Source organism: Noviherbaspirillum sp. UKPF54 (assembly GCF_007874125.1).
Lineage (GTDB): Bacteria > Pseudomonadota > Gammaproteobacteria > Burkholderiales > Burkholderiaceae_D > Noviherbaspirillum.
In genome coordinates this window covers 48028-68851 of sequence record NZ_CP040128.1, presented here as the reverse complement: position 1 = coordinate 68851, position 20824 = coordinate 48028, and the positions used below count along the sequence as shown (strand labels likewise).

20 protein-coding genes are annotated in these 20824 nt (G+C 63.3%); 5 read left to right on the top strand and 15 right to left on the bottom strand.

All coding sequences use genetic code 11. The annotated features are described in order from the left end of the window. Window positions 1–119 precede the first annotated feature (119 nt). Genes FAY22_RS00335 through nirB form a run of 4 tightly spaced genes read right to left on the bottom strand, consistent with a single transcriptional unit; the run spans window position 120 to window position 5871 of the window. Window positions 120–2900 (bottom strand): nitrate reductase, encoded by a 2781-nt coding sequence (locus tag FAY22_RS00335; protein WP_146328386.1) that lies wholly within the window; start codon window positions 2898–2900, stop codon window positions 120–122. Next, a complete protein-coding gene (gene nirD / locus FAY22_RS00330; protein WP_146328385.1) occupies window positions 2897–3250 on the bottom strand; it encodes a nitrite reductase small subunit NirD in 354 nt (117 codons plus the stop codon). Before nirD ends, FAY22_RS00335 begins: the two co-directional genes overlap by 4 nt. Window positions 3251–3260: 10 nt before the next feature. Further along, window positions 3261–3383: a hypothetical protein gene (locus FAY22_RS22520; RefSeq protein ID WP_256377353.1), complete on the bottom strand. Its 123-nt coding sequence runs from the start codon at window positions 3381–3383 to the stop codon at window positions 3261–3263. Between the two features lie 52 nt (window positions 3384–3435). Next, on the bottom strand, window positions 3436–5871 hold the full coding sequence (gene nirB, locus FAY22_RS00325; RefSeq protein WP_146328384.1) for a nitrite reductase large subunit NirB: 2436 nt from the start codon (window positions 5869–5871) through the stop codon (window positions 3436–3438). Between the two features lie 266 nt (window positions 5872–6137). Between nirB and FAY22_RS00320 the strand changes: the two genes are divergently transcribed. Beyond that, window positions 6138–7349 (top strand): NarK/NasA family nitrate transporter, encoded by a 1212-nt coding sequence (locus FAY22_RS00320; RefSeq protein WP_146328383.1) that lies wholly within the window; start codon window positions 6138–6140, stop codon window positions 7347–7349. 33 nt (window positions 7350–7382) lie between these two features. After that, window positions 7383–9092, top strand: a complete 1710-nt coding sequence (locus FAY22_RS00315) for a bifunctional protein-serine/threonine kinase/phosphatase (RefSeq protein WP_146328382.1) — start codon at window positions 7383–7385, stop codon at window positions 9090–9092. On the opposite strand, the gene FAY22_RS00310 is transcribed toward FAY22_RS00315, so the two are convergent. From FAY22_RS00310 to FAY22_RS00290, 5 genes are all read right to left on the bottom strand, one after another. Then, a complete protein-coding gene (locus tag FAY22_RS00310) occupies window positions 9093–9563 on the bottom strand; it encodes an aminoacyl-tRNA deacylase (protein WP_146328381.1) in 471 nt (156 codons plus the stop codon). A 112-nt stretch (window positions 9564–9675) separates the two neighbouring features. Next, the gene (locus FAY22_RS00305; protein WP_146328380.1) at window positions 9676–10482 is read right to left on the bottom strand and encodes an ABC transporter ATP-binding protein; all 807 of its coding nucleotides are present in this window, start codon (window positions 10480–10482) and stop codon (window positions 9676–9678) included. A 10-nt stretch (window positions 10483–10492) separates the two neighbouring features. Continuing rightward, window positions 10493–11407: a nitrate ABC transporter permease gene (gene ntrB, locus FAY22_RS00300; protein WP_146328379.1), complete on the bottom strand. Its 915-nt coding sequence runs from the start codon at window positions 11405–11407 to the stop codon at window positions 10493–10495. Window positions 11408–11426: 19 nt separating this feature from the next. After that, window positions 11427–12686 carry a CmpA/NrtA family ABC transporter substrate-binding protein gene (locus FAY22_RS00295; RefSeq protein ID WP_146328378.1) on the bottom strand — a complete coding sequence of 420 codons (1260 nt, stop codon included), beginning with the start codon at window positions 12684–12686 and terminating at the stop codon, window positions 11427–11429. Between the two features lie 352 nt (window positions 12687–13038). Continuing rightward, window positions 13039–13662: an ANTAR domain-containing response regulator gene (locus FAY22_RS00290; RefSeq protein ID WP_146328377.1), complete on the bottom strand. Its 624-nt coding sequence runs from the start codon at window positions 13660–13662 to the stop codon at window positions 13039–13041. Between the two features lie 74 nt (window positions 13663–13736). Between FAY22_RS00290 and tsaD the strand changes: the two genes are divergently transcribed. Next, window positions 13737–14765 (top strand): tRNA (adenosine(37)-N6)-threonylcarbamoyltransferase complex transferase subunit TsaD, encoded by a 1029-nt coding sequence (gene tsaD / locus FAY22_RS00285; RefSeq protein WP_146328376.1) that lies wholly within the window; start codon window positions 13737–13739, stop codon window positions 14763–14765. A gap of 3 nt (window positions 14766–14768) precedes the next feature. Here the strand turns inward: tsaD and plsY are convergent, their stop codons facing one another. Together plsY and ybaK are read right to left on the bottom strand one after the other, a co-directional pair. Beyond that, window positions 14769–15374 (bottom strand): glycerol-3-phosphate 1-O-acyltransferase PlsY, encoded by a 606-nt coding sequence (gene plsY, locus FAY22_RS00280; RefSeq protein WP_146328375.1) that lies wholly within the window; start codon window positions 15372–15374, stop codon window positions 14769–14771. 28 nt (window positions 15375–15402) lie between these two features. Continuing rightward, entirely contained in the window at window positions 15403–15894 is a 492-nt protein-coding gene (gene ybaK, locus FAY22_RS00275; protein WP_146328374.1) for a Cys-tRNA(Pro) deacylase, read from the bottom strand. A 29-nt stretch (window positions 15895–15923) separates the two neighbouring features. On the opposite strand from ybaK, the gene FAY22_RS00270 reads away from it, so the two are divergent. Beyond that, window positions 15924–16217, top strand: a complete 294-nt coding sequence (locus FAY22_RS00270; protein ID WP_146328373.1) for a hypothetical protein — start codon at window positions 15924–15926, stop codon at window positions 16215–16217. Between the two features lie 130 nt (window positions 16218–16347). After that, a complete protein-coding gene (locus FAY22_RS00265) occupies window positions 16348–16911 on the top strand; it encodes a phasin family protein (protein WP_146328372.1) in 564 nt (187 codons plus the stop codon). A gap of 445 nt (window positions 16912–17356) precedes the next feature. Here the strand turns inward: FAY22_RS00265 and xerD are convergent, their stop codons facing one another. From xerD to FAY22_RS00245, 4 genes are all read right to left on the bottom strand, one after another. Beyond that, window positions 17357–18274, bottom strand: a complete 918-nt coding sequence (gene xerD, locus FAY22_RS00260) for a site-specific tyrosine recombinase XerD (protein WP_146328371.1) — start codon at window positions 18272–18274, stop codon at window positions 17357–17359. Then, a complete protein-coding gene (locus FAY22_RS00255) occupies window positions 18271–18774 on the bottom strand; it encodes a methylated-DNA--[protein]-cysteine S-methyltransferase (protein WP_246860786.1) in 504 nt (167 codons plus the stop codon). Before FAY22_RS00255 ends, xerD begins: the two co-directional genes overlap by 4 nt. Before the next feature lie 120 nt (window positions 18775–18894). Beyond that, window positions 18895–20172 (bottom strand): TRAP transporter large permease, encoded by a 1278-nt coding sequence (locus FAY22_RS00250; protein WP_146328370.1) that lies wholly within the window; start codon window positions 20170–20172, stop codon window positions 18895–18897. Continuing rightward, complete coding sequence (locus FAY22_RS00245; protein ID WP_146328369.1) at window positions 20169–20732, bottom strand: TRAP transporter small permease; 564 nt, start codon at window positions 20730–20732, stop codon at window positions 20169–20171. The genes FAY22_RS00250 and FAY22_RS00245 overlap by 4 nt, the downstream gene beginning before the upstream one ends. Between the last annotated feature and the right edge of the window lie 92 nt (window positions 20733–20824).

The following is a 20824-nucleotide window of genomic DNA, read 5'->3' as shown; positions in this document are numbered from 1 at the left end:
GGTACTACGAAGTGCGGACGGAGAGAAAGGGCGCAATCGCCGCTTGGCAGCCTTGCACTCCCTCTTCCGCTTGCGGGAGAGGGAGTTCTTTCTCTTGGAGAAACAGCGCGCTGCACCTCTCAGGCGGCAGCCTTGCGCGGCATTTGCGCCAGGATGATCTTCTTGAGTTCCGGCACGCAGGAACCGCAATTCGTGCCGCATTTCAGCTTGTCCTGCACCGAAGCCAGCACCGCTTCCTGCGTGCCGCAATTGACCCAGTCGTTGCGCTCGAGCGTTTCGCCGATCGCGCTCTCGGCCACGTTGAAGCAATTGCAGACGACACGCCCGCGGCTCTTGAAGCCCTGCGGCGCCCTGGCCGACGGCACCAGCAGCAGGCGCCCCAGGGCGGCCACCGGCTGTTCGCCCTCCAGATATTCCTTCAGCCAGCGTTCGGCGGAAGTGTCCCCGGCCAGCGAGACCGCCGCCAGCTTGCCTTCGCGCACGCGGATATGCCGGGCATTGCCGCGCCTGGCGTCATCGTAGCGCAGCACGTCGGCGCCGGCGATGCCGAACAGCTCCTCGATTTCGCGGACCAGTTCCGCCGCCGCCGGGTAGTCGTCAGCCGCGCGGAACACGACACCGTTCCTCTCGCGCCCGAACAAGGTGCAGGAGGCATAGGCGAACCGCCGCATGGCGGGCCGCAGCGCAGCCTGCAAGGCCAGCACGCGCGAGCGGTCGATCCAGCCGAATACCAGGAAGCGCCACGGTAGTTCCGCCTTCAGGATTTTCACCGCCGCGTGCTTCAATTCCGGCTGCTTCGAGCTCGGGCACAGCGCCGGCAGGGTCAGCGCGTTCACGCCGTACGTGCCGCTGCCGTCGCTGCCCCTGCCCGATACGTATTCCTCGCCCCAGTGCATGCCGATGAACGCCTGCCCGGAGCGCATGTCGTCGCTGGCGACGGCCGGCAGGATCTGCGAGCCGCGCCTGCCGGTCACATGCACCAGGTCGCCGTCGGAGATCATGCGGCGATCCATGTCGATCCTCGCCATCATCACCGCCGGCTCCGCTGCATGCGCAAACAATCGCGCCACGGTGCCGGTGCGGCTCATGCCATGCCACTGGTCGCGCAGGCGCCCGGTGCTCAGGCGGAACGGATAGCGCGCGTCGACCGGCTCGGCCACCGGTCGGTACACCGTGTTGACGAACCGTGCGCGGCCGCTTGCGGTAGGGAACACGCCATCCTCGTACAGGCGTTTCTTTCCTTCCGTCGCGCCCTCGGGAAACGGCCATTGCTGCGGCCCCTGCTCTTCCAGAATCCGGTACGACAAGCCGGTGATGTCGAGATCGCGGCCGCGCGTCGATTCGCGGTGCTCGTTCCAGATTTCCTCGACGCCGCCGTACGGGAACAGCGTCGTGCTCCTGGCCATGAGCGCTTCCAGCCGGCGCGCGAAATCGACCGCGATTTCCCAGTCATGGCGACACTCGCCCGGCTTGCCGAGAATCGGCTTGAAGCGGGTAATGCGCCGCTCGGAGTTGGTGACGGTTCCTTCCTTCTCGGCCCAGGCGGTGGCCGGCAGCAGCACGTCGGCGTAGCCGACCGTCGCGGTGGTCCTGTACGCTTCCTGCACGATCACCAGCTCGGCCTTTTCCAGGGCCTCGCGCACCAGCTTTTGCTCGGGCAGCGACTGGGCGGGATTGGTGCAGGCGATCCAGAGGATCTTGATTTCGCCAGAGCGCACCGCCTCGAACATCTCGACCGCGCTCTTACCCGGGCTGGAAGGCACGTCGTCGATCCCCCACAGGCGCGCCACTTCGGCGCGATGCGCCGGATTGGCCATGTCCCTGTGCGCCGACAGCAGGTTGGCCAGGCCGCCGACTTCCCGTCCGCCCATCGCATTCGGCTGGCCGGTCAGCGAAAACGGGCCGGCGCCGGGCTTGCCGATCTGGCGCGTGGCGAGATGCAGGTTGATCAGCGCCGCATTCTTCGCGGTGCCGGACGACGACTGGTTGAGGCCCTGGCAATACAGGGACAAGGCGGCCTTCGATTCGCCGAACCAGCGCGCCGCCCTGGTCAAATCCTCTTCGCTGATGCCGCAGGTCTCGGCGACGAACTTCGGCGTGTAATCGCGCACCGTGCGCTTCAAGTCGGCGAAACCCTCGGTATGCGCGTCGATGTAGGCCTGGTCGATCAGGTCTTCCCACAGGCAGATATGGAGCATGCCGTTGAACAGCACCACGTCGGTACCGGGCAAAATCGGCAGGAACAGATCGGCGTCGCGCGCGGTGTCGGTGCGGCGCGGGTCGGCGACGATCATCTTCAGCGCGCGGTTCTTCTTTCTCGCTTCCTCGATGCGGCGATAGAGGATCGGATGCGCGTAGGCGGTGTTGGAGCCGACGATGAAGATCAGGTCGGCATGATCGACGTCCTCGTAGCAGGCCGGCGGCGCATCCGCGCCCAGCGTCTGCTTGTAGCCCGCCACCGCGCTCGACATGCACAGGCGCGAGTTGGTGTCGATGTTGTTGGTGCCGACCAGGCCCTTGGCCAGCTTGTTGAAGACGTAATAATCTTCCGTCAGCAGCTGGCCGGAAATGTAGAAGCCGACGCTGTCCGGGCCGTGCTCGCGCAGCGTATCGGCGATTTTTTTCGCGACGAAATCCAGCGCGTCTTCCCACGAGGCGCGCGCGCGAGGCAAGCCGCGCGCCGCCCGCATTTCCGGATGCAGCGCACGCACCTGCTGCTGCAGCACCGGATCGGCGGTCAGGTGCAGCGTGCTGCCCTTGGTGCACAGGCGACCGAAATTGGCCGGATGGTCCGGGTCGCCGCGCACGCCGACGATCTGCGCGCCGTCGGCCTCGACGATCATGCCGCAGCCGACGCCGCAATAGCAGCAGGTAGTCCTGGATTCGCGCAATTCGCTCATGCGGCCTTGACCTCGATCGCCACGGAATGCAATTCACCGGCGTCGAGGAATACCTTGCCATCCTCGACCTTGACGCTGAACTTCGGCGTGCAGCCCTCGTCGGGCGCGTTGGCGCAGCCGGAATCGAGGCCGATGCTCCAGTTGTGCAGCGGGCAGGCGACGTGCTCGCCGAACACGATACCCTGCGACAGCGGACCGCCCTTGTGCGGACAGCGGTCGAGCAGCGCGAACACCTTGTCTTCGCCGTTGCGGAAAATCGCCACGTCGGGCCCTCCGGTTCGCTTGACGACGCGGGCGCCGAGCACCGGGATGTCCGCGACATCGCATACAGGTTTCCATTGCTGAGACATTTCGATCCCTTCAGTTAAGTTGGTATATGTTGGCAGGCGCTGCCCGGCCCGGATTGCCGTAGGCAATGCAGGTGTTGACGATGATCGCGGTTGCCGACATGGTCAGCACAATCGCGCACAGATACAGTTTCATCGTCGTTCCTCTCATCGCTTTCAGGCGGCCGGCCGCGTCCGTTCTTCCCGCCTTATACGGGCAGCGGCGCGAACTGCCGCTCGTCGACCTGCGCCTTTTCCTTCTCGTGCCACGGATCGGGTTCGCCTTGCAGCGAGAACAGCAGCCGCTCGTAGAGCGCCTTGCGCCCCCCGGCATCGTCCAAAACCTTCTTCTTCACATGATCGAGCCCCACGCGCGCTACGTAGTGCACGGTGCGCTCCAGATACCAGCCCTCCTCGCGATACAGTTGCAGGAAGGCGCCGGAATATTCCAGTACCTCGTCATGGGTTTTCACCTTCACGAAAAAGTGCGCAACCTCGGTCTTGATGCCGCCGTTGCCGGCCACGTAGATTTCCCAGCCGGAGTCCACGCCGATCACGCCGACATCCTTGATGCCCGACTCGGCGCAGTTGCGCGGGCAACCGGACACCGCGATCTTGACCTTGTGCGGCGCATACATGCGCCACAGCGCCCGCTCCAGCTGCTTGCCCATCAAGGTCGAATCCTGTGTGCCGAAGCGGCACCATTCGGAGCCGACGCAGGTCTTCACCGTGCGCAGCGCCTTCGCATACGCATGGCCGGACGGCATGCCGAGGTCCTGCCATACCGCCGGCAAGTCTTCCTTCTTCACGCCGAGCAGATCGATACGCTGGCCTCCGGTGACCTTCACCGTCGGGATGTGGTACTTGTCGACCACGTCTGCGATGCGGCGCAACTCGGAGGCATTGGTCTCGCCGCCCCACATGCGCGGGATCACGGAATAGGTGCCGTCCTTCTGGATGTTGGCGTGCGCGCGCTCGTTGATGAAGCGCGACTGCGGATCGTCCTTCGCCTCGTGCGGCCAGGTCGAGATCAGGTAATAGTTCAAGGCGGGACGGCAGGTCGCGCACCCGTTCGGAGTGCGCCATTCCATGAATTTCATGGTGTCGGCGATCGTCAGCAGCTTGTTGACCCTGATCGCATCGCGCACTTCCTGGTGCGTGTAGTCGGTGCAGCCGCACAGCGGCTTGGCCTTGGTCGACACCGAGTAGTCGCCGACGGTCGCCATGATGATCTGCTCGACCAGGCCGGTGCAGGACCCGCAGGAAGCCGACGCCTTGGTGTGCTTGCGCACGTCTTCCAGCGTGAACAAGCCCTTTTCCTTGATCGCCTTGACGATGGTGCCCTTGCATACGCCGTTGCAGCCGCACACCTCGGCCTCGTCCGGCATTGCCGCCGCCCGCGTGTGACCCTCGTGCCCGGCGTCGCCGGGACGCCCTGTGTTGGATTCGCCGAACATGAGCGTGTCGCGCATCTCGCCGATGCTCTTGCCCTCGCGCAGCAGCTTGAAATACCAGCCGCCGTCCACCGTGTCGCCGTACAGGCAGGCGCCGACCAGCTTGTCGTCCTTGATCACCAGCTTCTTGTACACGCCGCCGATCGGGTCGGACAGCACGATCTCCTCGACGCCCTCGCCGCCCATGAATTCGCCGGCCGAAAACAGGTCGATGCCGGTGACCTTGAGCTTGGTGGAGGTGACGGAGCCCTGATAGCGGCCGATGCCGAAGTTGGCCAGATGATTGGCGCATACCTTGGCCATCTCGAATAGCGGCGCCACCAGCCCGTAGGCTGTGCCGCGATGGTTCACGCACTCGCCCACCGCGTAGATGCGCGGGTCGAAGGTCTGCATGGTGTCGTTGACGACGATGCCCCTGTTGCAATACAGACCGGCCGATTCGGCCAGCGTCGTGTTGGGGCGGATACCCACGGCCATCACGACCAGCTGCGCCGGCACTTCGAGGCCGTCGGCAAAGCGGATCGCCTGCACATGGCCATCCTCGTCGCCGACGAGCTCCTTCGTATTCTTATCGAGCAGGAATTTCAGGCCGCGGTCTTCCAGCGACTTCTGCAGCATCTTGCCAGCGGCCGGGTCAAGCTGGCGCTCCATCAGCCAGGCCGGCAGGTGTACCACGGTCACATCCATGCCGCGCTGCTTCAAGCCGTTGGCCGCTTCCAGTCCCAGGAGGCCGCCGCCGATCACGACCGCGTGCCTGTGCACCGTGGCCGCCTCGATCATCGCGTTGGTGTCCTGGATGTCGCGATAGGAGATCACGCCCTTCAGGTCCTTGCCCGGCACCGGCAGGATGAATGGATTGGAGCCGGTGGCCAGCAGCAGGCGGTCGTATTCCGCGACCGTGCCGTCTTCGGCGACGACCTGGCGCCGGACGCGGTCGATCTTGACGATCTTCTTGCCGAGATGGAGCGTGATGTTGTTTTCCTGGTACCAGTCGACATCGTTCAACATGATGTCCTTGATGGTCTGCTCGCCGGCCAGGACGGGCGACAGCAGGATGCGGTTGTAGTTCGCATACGGCTCGGCGCCGAACACCGTGATGTCGTACACGTCCGGCGCGATCTTCAGCAGTTCATCGAGCGTGCGCGCGCCGGCCATGCCGTTGCCGACCATGACCAATTTCAGCTTCTTCATTAAAGCTCCCTTCATTCCAGCTTCGCCATTAAAGCCATTTCAGAAAACATCCCTGCATCTGATTAGCAAAAGCGGTGCCAGTCGATTCGCCGGGTGAATGCACTGAATTGAAGAGAAATCCGCACTGCGGCGGTGCGCCTTTTCGGCGCGTCCGGCGCGATGCACAAGGGCGATACGCGCACATGCACGCAATCGCTGCGCAACATCGAATGGCATGGCGATTGCATAAGAGGACGCGACTTCAATATCGGATGCAAAGGAGCCTCATGAAAACGTCGTTCTGGAAGGCGGGCCATACACCGACCCTGCTCGCCGCCTTTTTCTATTTCGATCTGAGCTTCATGGTCTGGGTGCTGCTCGGGCCATTGGCGGTGCAGATCTCGCGAGACCTCGGGCTCAGCCCGGCGCAAAAGGGCTTGATGGTGGCCACGCCGCTGCTGGCAGGAGCGCTGCTGCGCATCGTCATGGGCGTGCTGGTGGACCACCTGAAGCCGAAGAAGGCCGGCGCCATCGGCCAGGTCGTCGTGATCGCCGCGCTGCTCTGGGCCTGGCTCGGGCAGCTGAACAGCTACGATGCGATGCTCTCGCTCGGCATCCTGCTGGGTGTGGCCGGCGCCGCATTCGCGGTCGCGCTGCCGCTGGCGTCGCGCTGGTATCCGCCGGAGCACCAGGGTACGGCGCTCGGCATCGCCGGCGCGGGCAACTCCGGCACCGCGTTCGCCGCCTTGTTCGCGCCGTCGCTGGCGATCGCGTTCGGCTGGCAGAACGTGTTCGGCCTGTGCCTGATCCCGCTTGGCGTCGCGTTCCTCGTCTACATGGTCTTCGCCAAGGATGCGCCGGCCGCACCGCCGGCCAAAGCCCTGGTCGAATACCTGCACGTCCTGAAGGACAAGGATGCGTGGTGGTTCATGTTCTTCTACAGCGTGACCTTCGGCGGCTTCTCCGGCCTGGCGTCGTCGCTGACGATCTACTTCAACAGCCAGTACGGCCTGTCGCCGGTGACCGCCGGCTATTTCACCGCCGCCTGCGTGTTCGCGGGCTCCATGGTGCGCCCGCTGGGCGGCATCATCGCCGACCGCATCGGCGGCATCAGGACGCTGTCGATCATGTACGTGCTGGCCGCAGGCTTCCTGTTCATCGCCAGCTTCGGCATGCCGTCGTATCTCGCCGCGCTCGCGGTGTTCGTGGTGGCGATGCTGGCGCTGGGCACCGGCAACGGCGCGGTCTTCCAGCTGGTGCCGCAGCGCTTCCGCAAGGAAATCGGCGTGATGACCGGCCTGGTCGGCATGGCCGGCGGCGTCGGCGGCTTTTACCTGGCGTCCAGCCTCGGCTACTCGAAGCAGCTCACCGGCAGCTACCAGCTCGGCCTGACGCTGTTTTCCTCGCTGGCGATCCTGGCGCTGCTCGGCCTGACCATGGTCAAGACGCGCTGGCGCACCACCTGGGGCAGCGCGGCGATGACGGTCGCGAAGATCTAGAATCGCTGCATTGCCCCCGGTTACGCATAAGCCATGTCCCTGTCCGTCGCCACCGGCCATGCCACCTTCACCGGCCTTCGCGAACGCAACGAAGACTTCGTCGGCATGGTCACGCCCGACGAGCCGGAGCTGTCGGCCAAGGGCCTGATCGCGGCCATCGCCGACGGCGTGTCCGGCAACGCCGGCGGGCGCGAGGCATCCGAGTACACGGTGCGCGGCCTGCTCGCCGACTATTACGCCACGCCCGATACCTGGCCGGTCACGCAGGCGCTCGACCGCGTGATCAAGGCAATCAACGGCTGGGTGCAAAGGCAGGGCTCGACGCGCGCGGAACTGGCGGGCATGGCGACCACGCTCACGGCCGTGGTGCTGCGCGGCGGCTTCTACTACTTCGCGCACGTGGGCGACACCCGGCTGTATCTGCTGCGCGAGGGAAGAATGGCGCGGCTGACCGTCGACCATGTGTGGGACCGGCCCGAAATGCAGCATGTTCTGACGCGCGCCGTCGGCCTCGATTCGCGCCTGGCGATCGATCACGGAATGGGCGAATCGCGGGCAGGCGACGTGTTCCTGCTGGCCTGCGACGGCGTGTGGGCCTGCCTGTCCGAACACGACATCGCTCGCCATCTGGAGGAAGTCGCCGCCGGCCGCGCCGCGCCCTCCCACACGGCCGACACGCTGGTGAAGGCGGCGCTGGCCGCCGGCTCCGGCGACAACTGCAGCGCGCTGATCCTGCGGGTGAATGCGCTGCCGGAGGAAAACCTGCGCGATACGCTGTCGGCCTCGCAGCAGCTGCCGCTGCCGCCCAGGCTCAAGGCCGGCCAGATCCTGGACGGCTATCACGTCGAAGCCGTGATTCATGCGTCGGCCGCGACGCTGCTGTACCGCGTGCTCGATCCGAAGTCACAGCGCCAGCTGGTGCTGAAGACGCTGCACCCGGATCGCGCCGGCGACGCGCAGGAGCGCTCGGCCTTCGCGTACGAGGAGTGGCTGGCGAAACGCGTGGTCGCGCGCTTTTTTCCGCAGGTGATCACGCCGGACCAGAAGAATTACCAGTACTACCTAAGCACCTGGCACGAGGGGCGGACCCTGCAGCAAGCGCTCGACGCCGGTGCCCATTTCACCGTGCCGGAAGCGATCGCGCTTGGATCGAAACTGGCACGCGCGATCGCCGCGCTGCACCGGCGCAGCATCCTCCATCGCGACATCAAGCCGGCCAACGTGCACCTCGGCGCGGACGGCGAGCTGCGCGTGCTCGACCTCGGCGTCGCGCGCTCCGGGCTGGAAGAAGACGAGATCAAGGCGCAGGAATGCACGCTGGCAGGCACGCCGTCTTTCCTTGCCCCGGAACAATTCGAGCACGCGCCGCCGTCGCGCCAGAGCGACGTGTACGCCGCCGGCGTCACCCTGTACGTCATGCTGACGCGCCGCTATCCGTACGGTGAGGTCGAGCCGTTCCAGCACCCGCGCTTCGGGGTCCCGACGCCGCCCAGCCGCTTCCGGCCGGATCTTCCGCTATGGCTGGAGAACGTGGTGCTCAAGGCGGTGGCGCGAGATCCCGCGGACCGCTTCGAGACAGCGGAAGAGTTGTTGCTGGCGCTGGAACGCGGCGCCGCCAACCCGACCGCGCCGCGCAGACCTGTGCCACTGGCCAAGAGAGATCCGGTTTCCCTGTGGCGCGCGGTGGCGGCGGCAGCGATCGTGATCAACCTGTTGCTGCTTTACCTGCTGGTCGTACGCTAGCTACATCCTGTGCGCGCAACTGATGCGCCGGCTGTCCTGCATCAGGTCCAGGAACTGCTCGCTGCGCATATGGATCAGAGCCTCGTGGTCGCCCGCCTCGAAATACACGTCGGGCTCATGCACCAGGCTCTCGTCCAGATAGGTGGGCATGCCGTAGGCCATGGCGACCGGCGGCAGCGCGCCCAGCTCGCAATCCTTGAACAGCTCGCGCACATCGTCCTCCGACGCCAGCTGCAGGCGCCGGCCGGTCTGCTTCCACAGATCCGTCAGGCTGAGATGCCGCGTCGACGGCAATACGGCCGCCGCATAACCGATGTCGTCTTCCAGGATCACGGTCTTGGCCAGGCGATCGCCGGGAATATGCGCCGCCTCCGCGGTAGCCATGCTGTTTGCCGTATGTGAATGGTGAAAGATTTCGTATTGCCCGGACTTGCTCTCCAAGCAACTTTCGAGAGTGGTTGAGATGGACATGATCTTCCTCCTGCGCTGCATCTCTTCACTATAGACGAGAATCGGAAAAATTCCGGAAAACCAGCCGCCCAGAAAAGTTCGGCGAAGGCCGCCGCCTTCGCCGCACGGCTTTTTATGCCGCGTCCCTGATCGCCGGGCGCGCCTGGCGGTGGTACAGGAATTCCAGCACCGAAGTGCGGTATTCGATGTACAGAGGATCATGCGCGAGCGCGACGCGGTCGCGCGGTCGCGGCAACCGCACGTCGAGGATGTCGCCTATCGTCGCGGCGGGACCGTTGGTCATCATCACGATGCGGTCGGATAGCAGCACCGCCTCGTCGACATCGTGCGTGACCATCACCACGGTCGAGCCGGTCTTGGCGACGATCTTGAGCAACTCGTCCTGCAGATGGGCGCGGGTCAACGCGTCGAGCGCGCCGAACGGCTCGTCCATCAGCAGCACTTTCGGTTCCATCGACAATGCGCGCGCGATGCCCACGCGCTGCTTCATGCCGCCGGAAATCTCGTGCGGACGCTTGTGCTCGGCATGGGCGAGGCCCACCAGCGCCAGCGCCGCCTTCGTGCGCTCGCCGAGCCTGTCCCGGCCTTCGGCCGCGCCGAACACGCGCTCTACCGCAAGGTACACGTTCTCGTAGCAGGTCAGCCACGGAAGCAGCGAGTGGTTCTGGAACACCACCGCGCGTTCCGGCGCGGGGCCGGCGATCTCGCGGTTAGCGCACAGCAACGTGCCGTCGCTAGCCTTCAACAGGCCGGCAATCAGGTTGAGCAGGGTCGACTTGCCGCAGCCCGAGTGTCCGATCAGCGTGACGAAATCGCCCTTCTTCACGCTCAGGTGGATGTCGCGCAGCGCATGAAAGCTTCCCTTCCTGGTATGGAACAGCATTTCCACGCCCTGAATTTCAATGAATTTTTTCATCATGATTCCCCGCTCAGTGACGGACTTCTTCGTAGGTGAATGCCTTCGCGACGGCGACCAGCGCCTGTTCCAGCAGCAGGCCGACCACGCCGATGACGGCGATGGCAATGATGATATGGGCGACGTTCAGGTTGTTCCACTCGTCCCACACCCAGAAGCCGATGCCCACCCCGCCGGTCAGCATCTCGGCCGCGACGATCACCAGCCAGGCGGTGCCGATGGCGAGGCGCACGCCGGTCAGCATGTATGGCAGCGCCGACGGCAACAGGATCTTGGTCACGATCTTCCACTCCGACAGCTTCAGTACCCGGGCCACGTTCATGTAATCCTGCGGCACGCGCTGCACGCCGACGGCGGTGTTGACGATCATCGGCCAGATCGAGCAGATGAAAATCGCCCAGATCGCCGCCGGGTTGGCCGCCTTGAATACCAACAGGCCGATCGGCAGCCAGGCCAGCGGCGAGACCGGCTTGAGCAGGCTGATGATCGGGGTGAACATCCCGGACAGGAACTTGAAGCGGCCGATCATGAAACCGAGCGGAATGCCCACCAGCGCGGCCAGACCGAAGCCCAGGCCGACACGCTGCAGCGACGACAGGATGTTCCAGCCGATGCCCTGGTCGTTCGGGCCGTTGCGGTAGAAGGGATCGGAAAACACCTTGACCGCTTCTTCCAGCGTCGCCGCCGGGGTCGGGAAGTTGCCGGTCCTGGCCGCCACGATCTGCCATGCCAATACCAGAAACGCCATGCCGAGCAGCGGTGGCACCACGGCCAGCAGGAACGGCCGCAGTGGCGATGGTCGCTCTCCCGGCCCGGGATCGGCGCCGACGCGGATGCGGCGCCGGGCTTCGGCGGAACGTGCTTTGTCCGGCGCTTCGGAGGCCGGCTCCAGCGTCTCGTTCAACATGTTTTCCATGACTGCACTCATGATGGCTCCCGTTAAGTGATTACGCTCTGATCTTGAAGCTGTCGGCGTACCTGGCCGGGTCCTTGCCGTCCCACACCACGCCGTCGATCAGCCTGCTCGATCGCATCGGATCCTTCGGCACGCTGATCTTCATCGCCGAGGCGACTTGCCGGTACAGGTCGACCTGGTTGATCTGGCGCGCCACGCCGAGATAGTCCGGATGAGACTTCAGCAAGCCCCAACGCTTGTGCTGGGTAAGGAACCACATGCCGTCCGACAGGTACGGGAAATTGACCGCGCCGTCGCTGAAGAACTTCATGTGGTTCGGATCGTCCCAGGTCCTGCCCAGGCCGTTCTGGTAGCGGCCGAGGATGCGCTGGTTGATCGCATCCACGCCGGTGTTGATGTAGGACTTCTCGGCCACCGTTTCGGCCATCTTCAGCTTGTTTTGCAGGCCGGCATCGATCCAGCGGCTGGCTTCCAGCACCGCCATCATCACGGCGCGAGTGGTGTTCGGATGCTTCTTGACGAAGTCGGCGGTGGTGCCCAGCGTCTTTTCCGGATGGTCGCGCCAGATGTCCTGCGTGGTGACGGCGGTGATGCCGATGCCGTCCATGATTGCGCGGTGGCCCCATGGCTCGCCGACGCAGAAGCCGTCCATGTTCCCGACGCGCATGTTGGCGACCATCTGCGGCGGCGGCACGGTGATCGTCTTGGCATCCTTGAACGGATTGATTCCGGCGCTCGCCAGCCAGTAGTACAGCCACATCGCGTGCGTGCCGGTCGGGAAGGTGCCGGCAAACGTGTATTCGCGCTTGTCGCTCGCCATCACCTTCGCCAGGCTCGGGCCGTCGACCGCGCCCTTTTCGGCGAGCTTCCTGGACAGCGTGATCGCCTGCCCGTTGTTATTCAAGGTCATCAGCACCGCCATGTCCTTCTTGGGACCGGACACGCCCAGGTGCACGCCATAGATCAGGCCGTACAGCACATGCGCCATGTCGAGTTCGCCGTTGACCAGCTTGTCGCGCACGCCGGCCCAGGAAGCTTCCTTGGTCGGGATGATCTTCACACCGTATTTCCGGTCGAAGCCCAGCACCGAGGCCATGACGACCGAGGCGCAATCAGTCAGCGGAATGAAGCCGATCCTGACTTCGTCCTTTTCGGGCTTGTCGGAGCCGGCGGCCCACACGCCCTGGGTAGCCAGCCCGCTTAACGCGCCTGTAGCGCCGGCAGCAACAGCGGCGCCCGCCTTGATGAGGGTGCGGCGGGTCGAATTCATGGTCGATTCTTTTACTGGCATGGCGTCCTCATGATGAATGTCGAAAAGGGCAAAACGAAGTTTCAGTACAGGCTAACTTGCGCAGCAAGTTGAGCAGCGTTAGCTGCGGCCGAAACCAAAAAACAAAGGCGTCCGAATCGCCATGGGCGCAGCCCACGGGATTCGGACGCCTTTGTCCGCATGCTCCGGCCTGCGTCGGCCAAAGCGAGTTACTGATCGTTGCGCCTTCGTTGGCGCTTGCTGCTAATGTGCAATCGGTGTGCCAGCCTGGGTTGGCGCTCTCCTGTCAAATATGTGCCGAAATAAGTACGGCCTGCGCACCTTCAAGCAGGCATCACGCACCTTTTCCGTGCACCGCATTAAAACGGCGCACTCAAATGAGCAGGTCGGCGACGTCGAGCATGCGCTGCGCCACGTCGGACAGCTTCAGGTTCTTGTCCATCGCCAGCCGGCGCAGCTTGCGGTAAGCCTCGTCCTCGGAACAATGATGGCGCTCCATCAGCAGGCCCTTGGCGCGTTCGATCACCTTGCGCTCGGCCAGCCTGAGCCTGGTTTCGGACAGCTCGTGGCGCAGCTTCTGGTCGACCTCGAAGCGCGCCAGCGCCACGTCCAGCACCGCCTTGACGCGCTCGGCCGACAGGCCCGCCACCACGTAGGCCGACACCCCCGCCTCGATCGCGGCGTGCATCTTGACCTTGTCGTTGTCCTCGGTGAAGCAGACGATGGGGCGGCGCTCGCTGGCGGTGGCGGCGACCACTTTTTTCAGCGCGGCGTCCGACTGCGCGTCGACGATGATCACGTCCGGCTGCAGCTGCGCGATCTGCTCTTCCAGGTCCGCGTCCGGAGGCAAGGCGGCCAGGATGTTGTAGCCGCCTTCGAGCAGGCCGATGCGCAGCGCGCGGGCGCGTTCGGCCTGCACCTGCGCCGCCGTGCTCGCGCCCTCCGGCGCCACCAGCGAATTAACGACGACGATCTTGAGCTGTCTGGAATCTGTCATGATGAAAGAGGATAGTAGGGGCCTGGAATAACGCTTTCCTTTACAATGTCGCTTTGCAAGAAGCCTGCCATCCCATGATTGTCCTCGGCGTCGAATCCTCCTGTGACGAAACCGGCATCGCGTTGTACGACACACAACGCGGCCTCCTGGCGCATGCCCTGCACTCGCAGGTCGCCATGCACGAGGAATACGGCGGCGTGGTGCCGGAACTGGCCTCGCGCGACCATATCCGGCGCGCCATCCCGCTGCTGGAGCAGGTATTGAAGAATGCCGACATGCCGCGTTCGGCCATCGACGCCATTGCCTATACCCAGGGACCGGGCTTGGCCGGCGCGCTGCTGGTGGGCGCCTCGGTGGCCTGCGGCCTGGGGCTGGCGCTCGACCGGCCGGTGCTGGGCATCCACCACCTGGAAGGCCACCTGCTGTCGCCGCTGCTGTCGCGCGACCCGCCCTCCTTTCCGTTCGTCGCACTGCTCGTCTCGGGCGGCCACACCCAGCTGATGCGCGTCGACGGCGTCGGCCAGTACACGCTCTTGGGCGAGACGCTCGACGACGCGGCCGGCGAAGCGTTCGACAAGTCGGCCAAGCTGCTCGGCCTCGGTTACCCAGGGGGGCCGGCGATTTCGCGCTTGGCCGAATTCGGCGACCCCGGCGTCTACAAGCTGCCGCGCCCGATGCTGCATTCGAAGGATTTGAATTTCAGCTTTTCCGGCCTGAAGACGGCCGTGCTGACGGTGGTGAAGAACCAGATCACCAATATCTGCGAACAGGACAAGGCGAATGTGGCGCGCGCCTTCGTCGACGCGATCGTCGACGTACTGGTGGCGAAATGCGTGACGGCGCTGAAGGAAACGGGCTTGAAGAAGCTGGTGATCGCCGGCGGCGTCGGCGCCAACCGCCAGCTGCGCGAAGCGCTCGATGCGGCGGCGCACAAGCGGCGCTTTCGCGTGTACTACCCGGAACTGGAATTCTGCACCGACAATGGCGCGATGATCGCGTTTGCCGGCGCGATGCGCCTGCAGATCAATCCGGACGCTGCGCGGCGCGACTATGCTTTCAATGTCAGGCCGCGCTGGCCGCTGGACGAGTTGAGGAACGTGTAAGGCCTACTTCTTCTTGCTGCCGATCTTGCTTTCCTTGCCAGCCAACAGGTTGGCGATATTCTGGCGGTGGCGGTAGACCAGCAGCGCGCTCATGACCAGCACAGCCAGCAGCTTCGCATCGAAACCGAACAGCAGGCCGTAATAGAATGGCGCAAACACGCTGGCGATCAGTGCCGCCATCGACGAATAGCGGAAGGCATAGGCGACCACCAGCCAGGTGACCAGCGTAGCCAGTCCCAGCCAGCCGTTCAGGCCGAGCAGCACGCCCAGCGCGGTCGCGACGCCCTTGCCGCCGACGAACTTGAAGAAGACCGGCCACAGGTGCCCGAGGAAGACCGCGATCGCCACCAGCGCCACGCCATTGTCCTCGACGCCGAACTGCGGGCCATACTTCTGGGCCAGCCACACCGCCAGCCAGCCCTTGACGCAGTCTCCCAGCAGCGTCAATGCCGCAGCCGCCTTGTTCCCGCTGCGCAGCACATTGGTCGCGCCCGGATTCTTCGAGCCGTAGGTGCGCGGATCGGCCAGGCGAAACGCCTTGCTCACCACGACCGCGAACGAAATCGATCCGATCAGGTAAGCCGCGATCGCAAACAGCAATGTATTCATTCTCTCCCTTTCAACAAAAACGCCGCGCTTATTCTTCCAGCGCGCACGCGACCGGCTTTGCCGGCAACACTTGCAGGATGGTTTTCGGATCGATGCCGACCAGGTAGCCGCGCCGGCCGCCATTGATGTAAATCTTGTCCAGCGCCAGCACGCTCTCTTCGACATAGACCGGCATCGCCTTCCGGGTGCCGAACGGCGAGGTGCCGCCGACCAGGAAACCGGAGTGCCGGTTGGCGACTTCCGGCTTGCATGGCTCGACCGACTTGCAGCCAATCTGGCGCGCCAGGTTCTTGGTCGATACCTTGCGGTCACCATGCATGAGCACGATCAGCGGCTTGGCCGCCTCGTCCTGCATGATCAGGGTCTTGACGACGTGATGCTCGTCGACGCCCAGTTCACGTGCGGACACGGCGGTGCCGCCATGCTCTTCGTAATCGTAGGGATGCTCGGAAAACGCAATGCCGTGCTTGCGCAGGAACTGCGTGGCCGGCGTTTCCGACACATGCTCTTTCTTTGCCATAGCGCCATTCCAAAAAACTGGGCGACATTATGCAGCAAGAAAGCCGGATTGCGATGCCGGAGCCGCCATTCCCGACTAAAGCGCTTATCTTTCTGCGCGGCATATACCTGAAAAAATATCAGACAGGCAATTCAATCGCGCAGCACTTGAGCAAGCTCAATGAACTCCTTGATCAGCCTTGCCCACCAATCCTGGCAAAAGTCGCATGTGATAAAACGACATCCGTACGAGCGCGTCCAGCCATGTCCGTTGCCGCGGAATATGGCTGGGCGCAAGGTACAACCGCCTTTGCCTCACCCAAAAACTACTGTTCCCGAAGATAACTTGATCTTTTTTGTGCGGCGCACAAAAATCACTTGACTTCCTCGGGTGCGCCCCTACAATAGATATTGTTGCACTGCACAATGCAGCATGCCTACTAATTTGATGCTTATTTATTCCAAGGAGAAATCCATGTTCCCGATTCCCGAACAATTTTCCAACGTCGCCAAGGCTAATCTGGAAGCCCAGCTCTCGCTGCTGACCAATTTGACCAGCAAGGCATTCGAAAGCGTCGAGAAAGTGGTCGACCTGAATCTCAACGTGGCAAAGGCTTCGCTGGAAGATTCCTCGATCGCCGCCAAGCAGTTGCTGGGTGTAAAGGACCCGCAGGAATTCTTTTCGCTGACCGCAGCCCAAGCGCAACCGGCTGCCGCCAAGGCGATTGCTTATGGCCGTCACTTGGCCGGGATCGCCACCAATGCGCAGGCAGAATTTACCCGCGCCGCCGAAGAGCAGTTCGTCGAAACCGGCCGCAAGGTGACCGAACTGGTGGAAGACGTGTCGAAGAATGCGCCGGCGGGCACTGAAAACGTGGTCGCGATCGTAAAATCGGCCATTACCAACGCGAATGCCGGCTACGAGCAATTCAGCAAGACTACCAAGCAGGCGGTCGAGGTCATGGAAGCGAACATGAATTCGGCGGTCAACCAGTTCTCGCAAGCGGCCGAGAAAACCGCCAATCGCGCGCGCAAATAATTCGTCGACCAGATGAAATAAAAACGGGCCGCAGATGCGGCCCGTTTTGCATTCTGACGGGAAGTCGCGGCATGCGACGTCCCAGCGTGGCGCGATATCAGATGTGCGCCACCATGTAAGTGGCGGTGAGAGTAGCGACGATCAGGGCAATATAAGAAAGGGTCCGCAAGACTTCCATCGAAAACGCTCCGGCAAAGTGACAGAGATAAAATTTAACAAAATACAGGCCAGCTCAAATTGAGGAATTGCAAGGCCATCCCGTCCTGATTTTCAGGAATGCTTTTTGCGAATCGCCGGCATAGCACATCCTTTTCCCTGCCCACCGAATGAGCCCGTCTTCCGTGGGCATTACCAGTATGCCGCGCAGCGCAGCCGGTAAGATCCAAGCTTTACGGTTTGTAACAATCCTGGATTTCGCGAGCATTTCGTTGCGGCACGGCGCACGTCAGCCGCGCGGATGGTGCTGCGCATGAAGCTTTTTCAGGCGCTCGCGCGCCACATGCGTATAGATTTGTGTCGTTGAAATATCGGCATGCCCCAGCAGCAATTGCACAACACGCAAGTCGGCGCCATGATTGAGCAAATGCGTCGCGAAGGCGTGGCGCAAGGTGTGGGGCGACAGTGGCGCATTGATCTGGGCGCGCAACGCGTACTTCTTGATCAGTGTCCAGAACATCTGGCGCGTCATCGCGCCGCCGCGGCCGGTGACGAACAAGGCATCGTCAACCTGGCCGCCCAGGATGGCCGAACGCCCCTGCTGCAGGTAGCGCTCGATCCAGGACCGCGCTTCTTCGCCGAACGGCACCAGCCGCGTCTTGCCGCCCTTGCCGGTAATGCGCAGCACGCCTTCGTTCATGCCCAGCTCTATCGTCTTGAGCAACACCAGTTCCGACACCCGCAAGCCGCTGGCATACATCAGTTCCAGCATGGTCCGGTCGCGCAAGCCCAGCGGCGTGTTGACGTCGGGCGCGGCCAAGAGCGCGTCCACCTGCATCTCGGAGAGGGTCTTGGGAAAGCGCGGCGGCTGCTTGGCCGATTTCAGTTTCAGGCAGGGATCGGTGCTGATCTTGTTCTGCCGTAGCGCGAGCTGGTAGAAGCGTTTTAACGCGGCAAGGCGCCGGTTGGCGGAGGTCGCCTTGGTGCCGGCATGGCGCGCCGCGAAATAGGCGTTCAGGTCGTCCGTCGCCGCTGCGTACAGCGGCTTGCCGCGCTCGACCATAAGCCAGTCCGCAAACAGGCTCAGGTCGCGCCGGTAGGCGTCGAGCGTGTTTTTGGCAAGACCGTCCTCCAGCCACAGCGTGTCGCAGAATTCATCGATCGCGTCCCGACCGGCCGCGGGCGCAGCTACGACGCCCTCCGTCATCGATAGCCTTCGACGCCTTCGTGCGCCAGCAGCCAGCGCTTCACGCCGAGGTGAAAACCGTCCGCATCGTCGTGATTCGAAAAGCCGCCCAGACCTGCGGAAGCGGTGACGCGATGGCAGGGAATGATGATCGGGAACCAGTTCGCGCCGCATGCCTGGCCCACCGCGCGGGGAGCGGAGCGGATCTGTCTGGCCACCTGTCCGTAGGTAAGCACTTCTCCGCGCGGAATGGCGCAAATGGCATCCCATACCCGGCGCTGGAAAGCGGTGCCGGCTTCGGCCAGTGGCAGGGTGAAGCGGAAATCCGGATCGGCAAGGTAGCGCTCGACCTGGCGCGCCGCCTGTTCGGAAAAGGCGTCGACCGGTTCCTTGTCGCCGAAGCTTTTCGGCAGATACACCAGTTCGCGCACCGCACCGGCTTCGGTGCGGATGCCGAAGCCGCCGAACGGCGCTTCGACGATGGCGGAAAACATGGCCGCCATCCGCTGCACGGACGTCATGTCGCCCGGCACGCTGCGGTCAATCAGTGCTGTCACGGAAGATTTATCCATCGCGATAGGATAAATGAAAAAAGGCGCGTCTTGTGGACGCGCCTTTCGTTGCCAAACAGCTTAGTCTGATCAGTACATCAGGCTTGGCAGCCACAGCGAGATTTGCGGCACATACGTAATGAGCAGCAGGAAACCGACCATCGTCAGCAGCCACGGCATGACCGCGACAGTGAGCTCGGTAATGCCCATCTTGGTGATGCCAGAGGCCACGTACAGGTTCAGGCCGACTGGCGGATGGCACATGCCGACTTCCATGTTCACCACCATGATGATGCCGAAGTGCACCGGATCGATGCCGAGCGCGGTCGCCACCGGGAACAGGATCGGCGCCATGATCAGCACGATCGACGACGGCTCCATCACGTTACCGGCCAACAGCAGCAGCACGTTCACCACCAGCAGGAAGGAAACCTGCCCGAAGCCCTTGTCCATGATCCAACCGGCCATCGCTTGCGGGATGTTTTCGCTGGTCATCAGGAACGAGAACAGCACTGCGTTCGTGATGATGTACAGCAGCATCGCCGACATCGAGGCGGAATCCAGCAAGACCTTCGGCACCTGCTTCAAGCCCATGTCCTTGTAGACGAACACGGCGATGATGAAGGCGTAGACGGCGGACATGGCGGCGGCTTCGGTCGGCGTGAAGATGCCGGTATAGATACCGCCCATCACGATCACGATCAGCAGCAGGCCCCAGGCGCTCTTGCGGAACGCGACGAGGCGTTCGCCCCAGGTCGCCTTCTTCATGCGCGGATAGTCCTTCTTCTTCGCCAGTACCCAGGTGGTCAGGCCGAGGAAGGTTGCAAGCAAGATGCCTGGAATCACGCCGGCCATGAACAGCTTGCCCACCGAGGTGTTGGTCGACACCGAGTACATCACCATCACGATCGACGGCGGGATCAGGATGCCCAGCGCGCCGGAAGTCGTGATGACGCCCGCGCCGAAGCCCTTCGGATAACCCTGGCGCACCATCGCCGGCATGATGATCGAGCCGATCGCCACCACGGTCGCCGGCGAGGAACCGGACACCGCCGCGAACAGGGCGCACGCCACCACGCCCGCCAGCGCCAGGCCGCCATGCCAGTGGCCGACCATGGAGGTGGCGAAATTGATCATGCGCCGCGCGACACCGCCGTGCGTCAGGAAGTTACCTGCCAGGATGAAGAACGGGATCGCCATGATCTCGAACTTCTCGATGCCGGTAAACAGCTTCAGGGCGACCGATTCGATCGGCACCTGCGTCATCGTGAACAGGAAGGTCAACACCGTCAGGCCGAGCGAAATCGAGATCGGCATGCCGGTGAGCATCAGCACCAGCAGGAGGACAAAAATAATGGCGGCGTTCATGTTCTTCCTCCCAGCAGGTCTTCGTTCTCAAGTCCCTCGACATGCGACGGGTCATGCTTCGGCAGTTCGCCGGTCTTGATGAAGCTCCACGTCACTTGCAGGAAGCGGAAGCACATCAGGTAGGAACCGAGCGGAATGGCGGAATACACCATCCACATCGGCAGTTCCAGCACTTCGGAAGTGCTGGAAGTCTGGCTCAGCTCGCGCACGAAATTAAAGCCGAGCGTGCCGATGACGCCCGTAAACAGCGCGCCTGCCAGGAGGCCGAACACGATGAACTTGTTGCGCCACGGTGTATTGAGCTTGTTGATCAGCACGTCGACGCCGACGTGGATGCCGGTACGAACGCCATACGCCGCGCCGAACTTGGCCATCCACACGAACATGTAGATAGTCAGCTCTTGCGCCCAGCTGGTGTTGAGCGAGATGAGCCAGTCCTGCAGGCCCGGGATCGCAAAACCGGATACATAGCGATGCAGCACCGCGACAAACGTGATGATTGTCGCCGCGCCCATCAGGAAGGCAATCAGCCACTCCTCCAGATGATCGAGGAACTTCATATACTCTCCTTTGCAGCACCGCCGGGACTGCTTCATCCGGCGGCGCTAGTCGTCAATATGCGGCTTGCGGTCATCGACCGGCAAGCCGCATA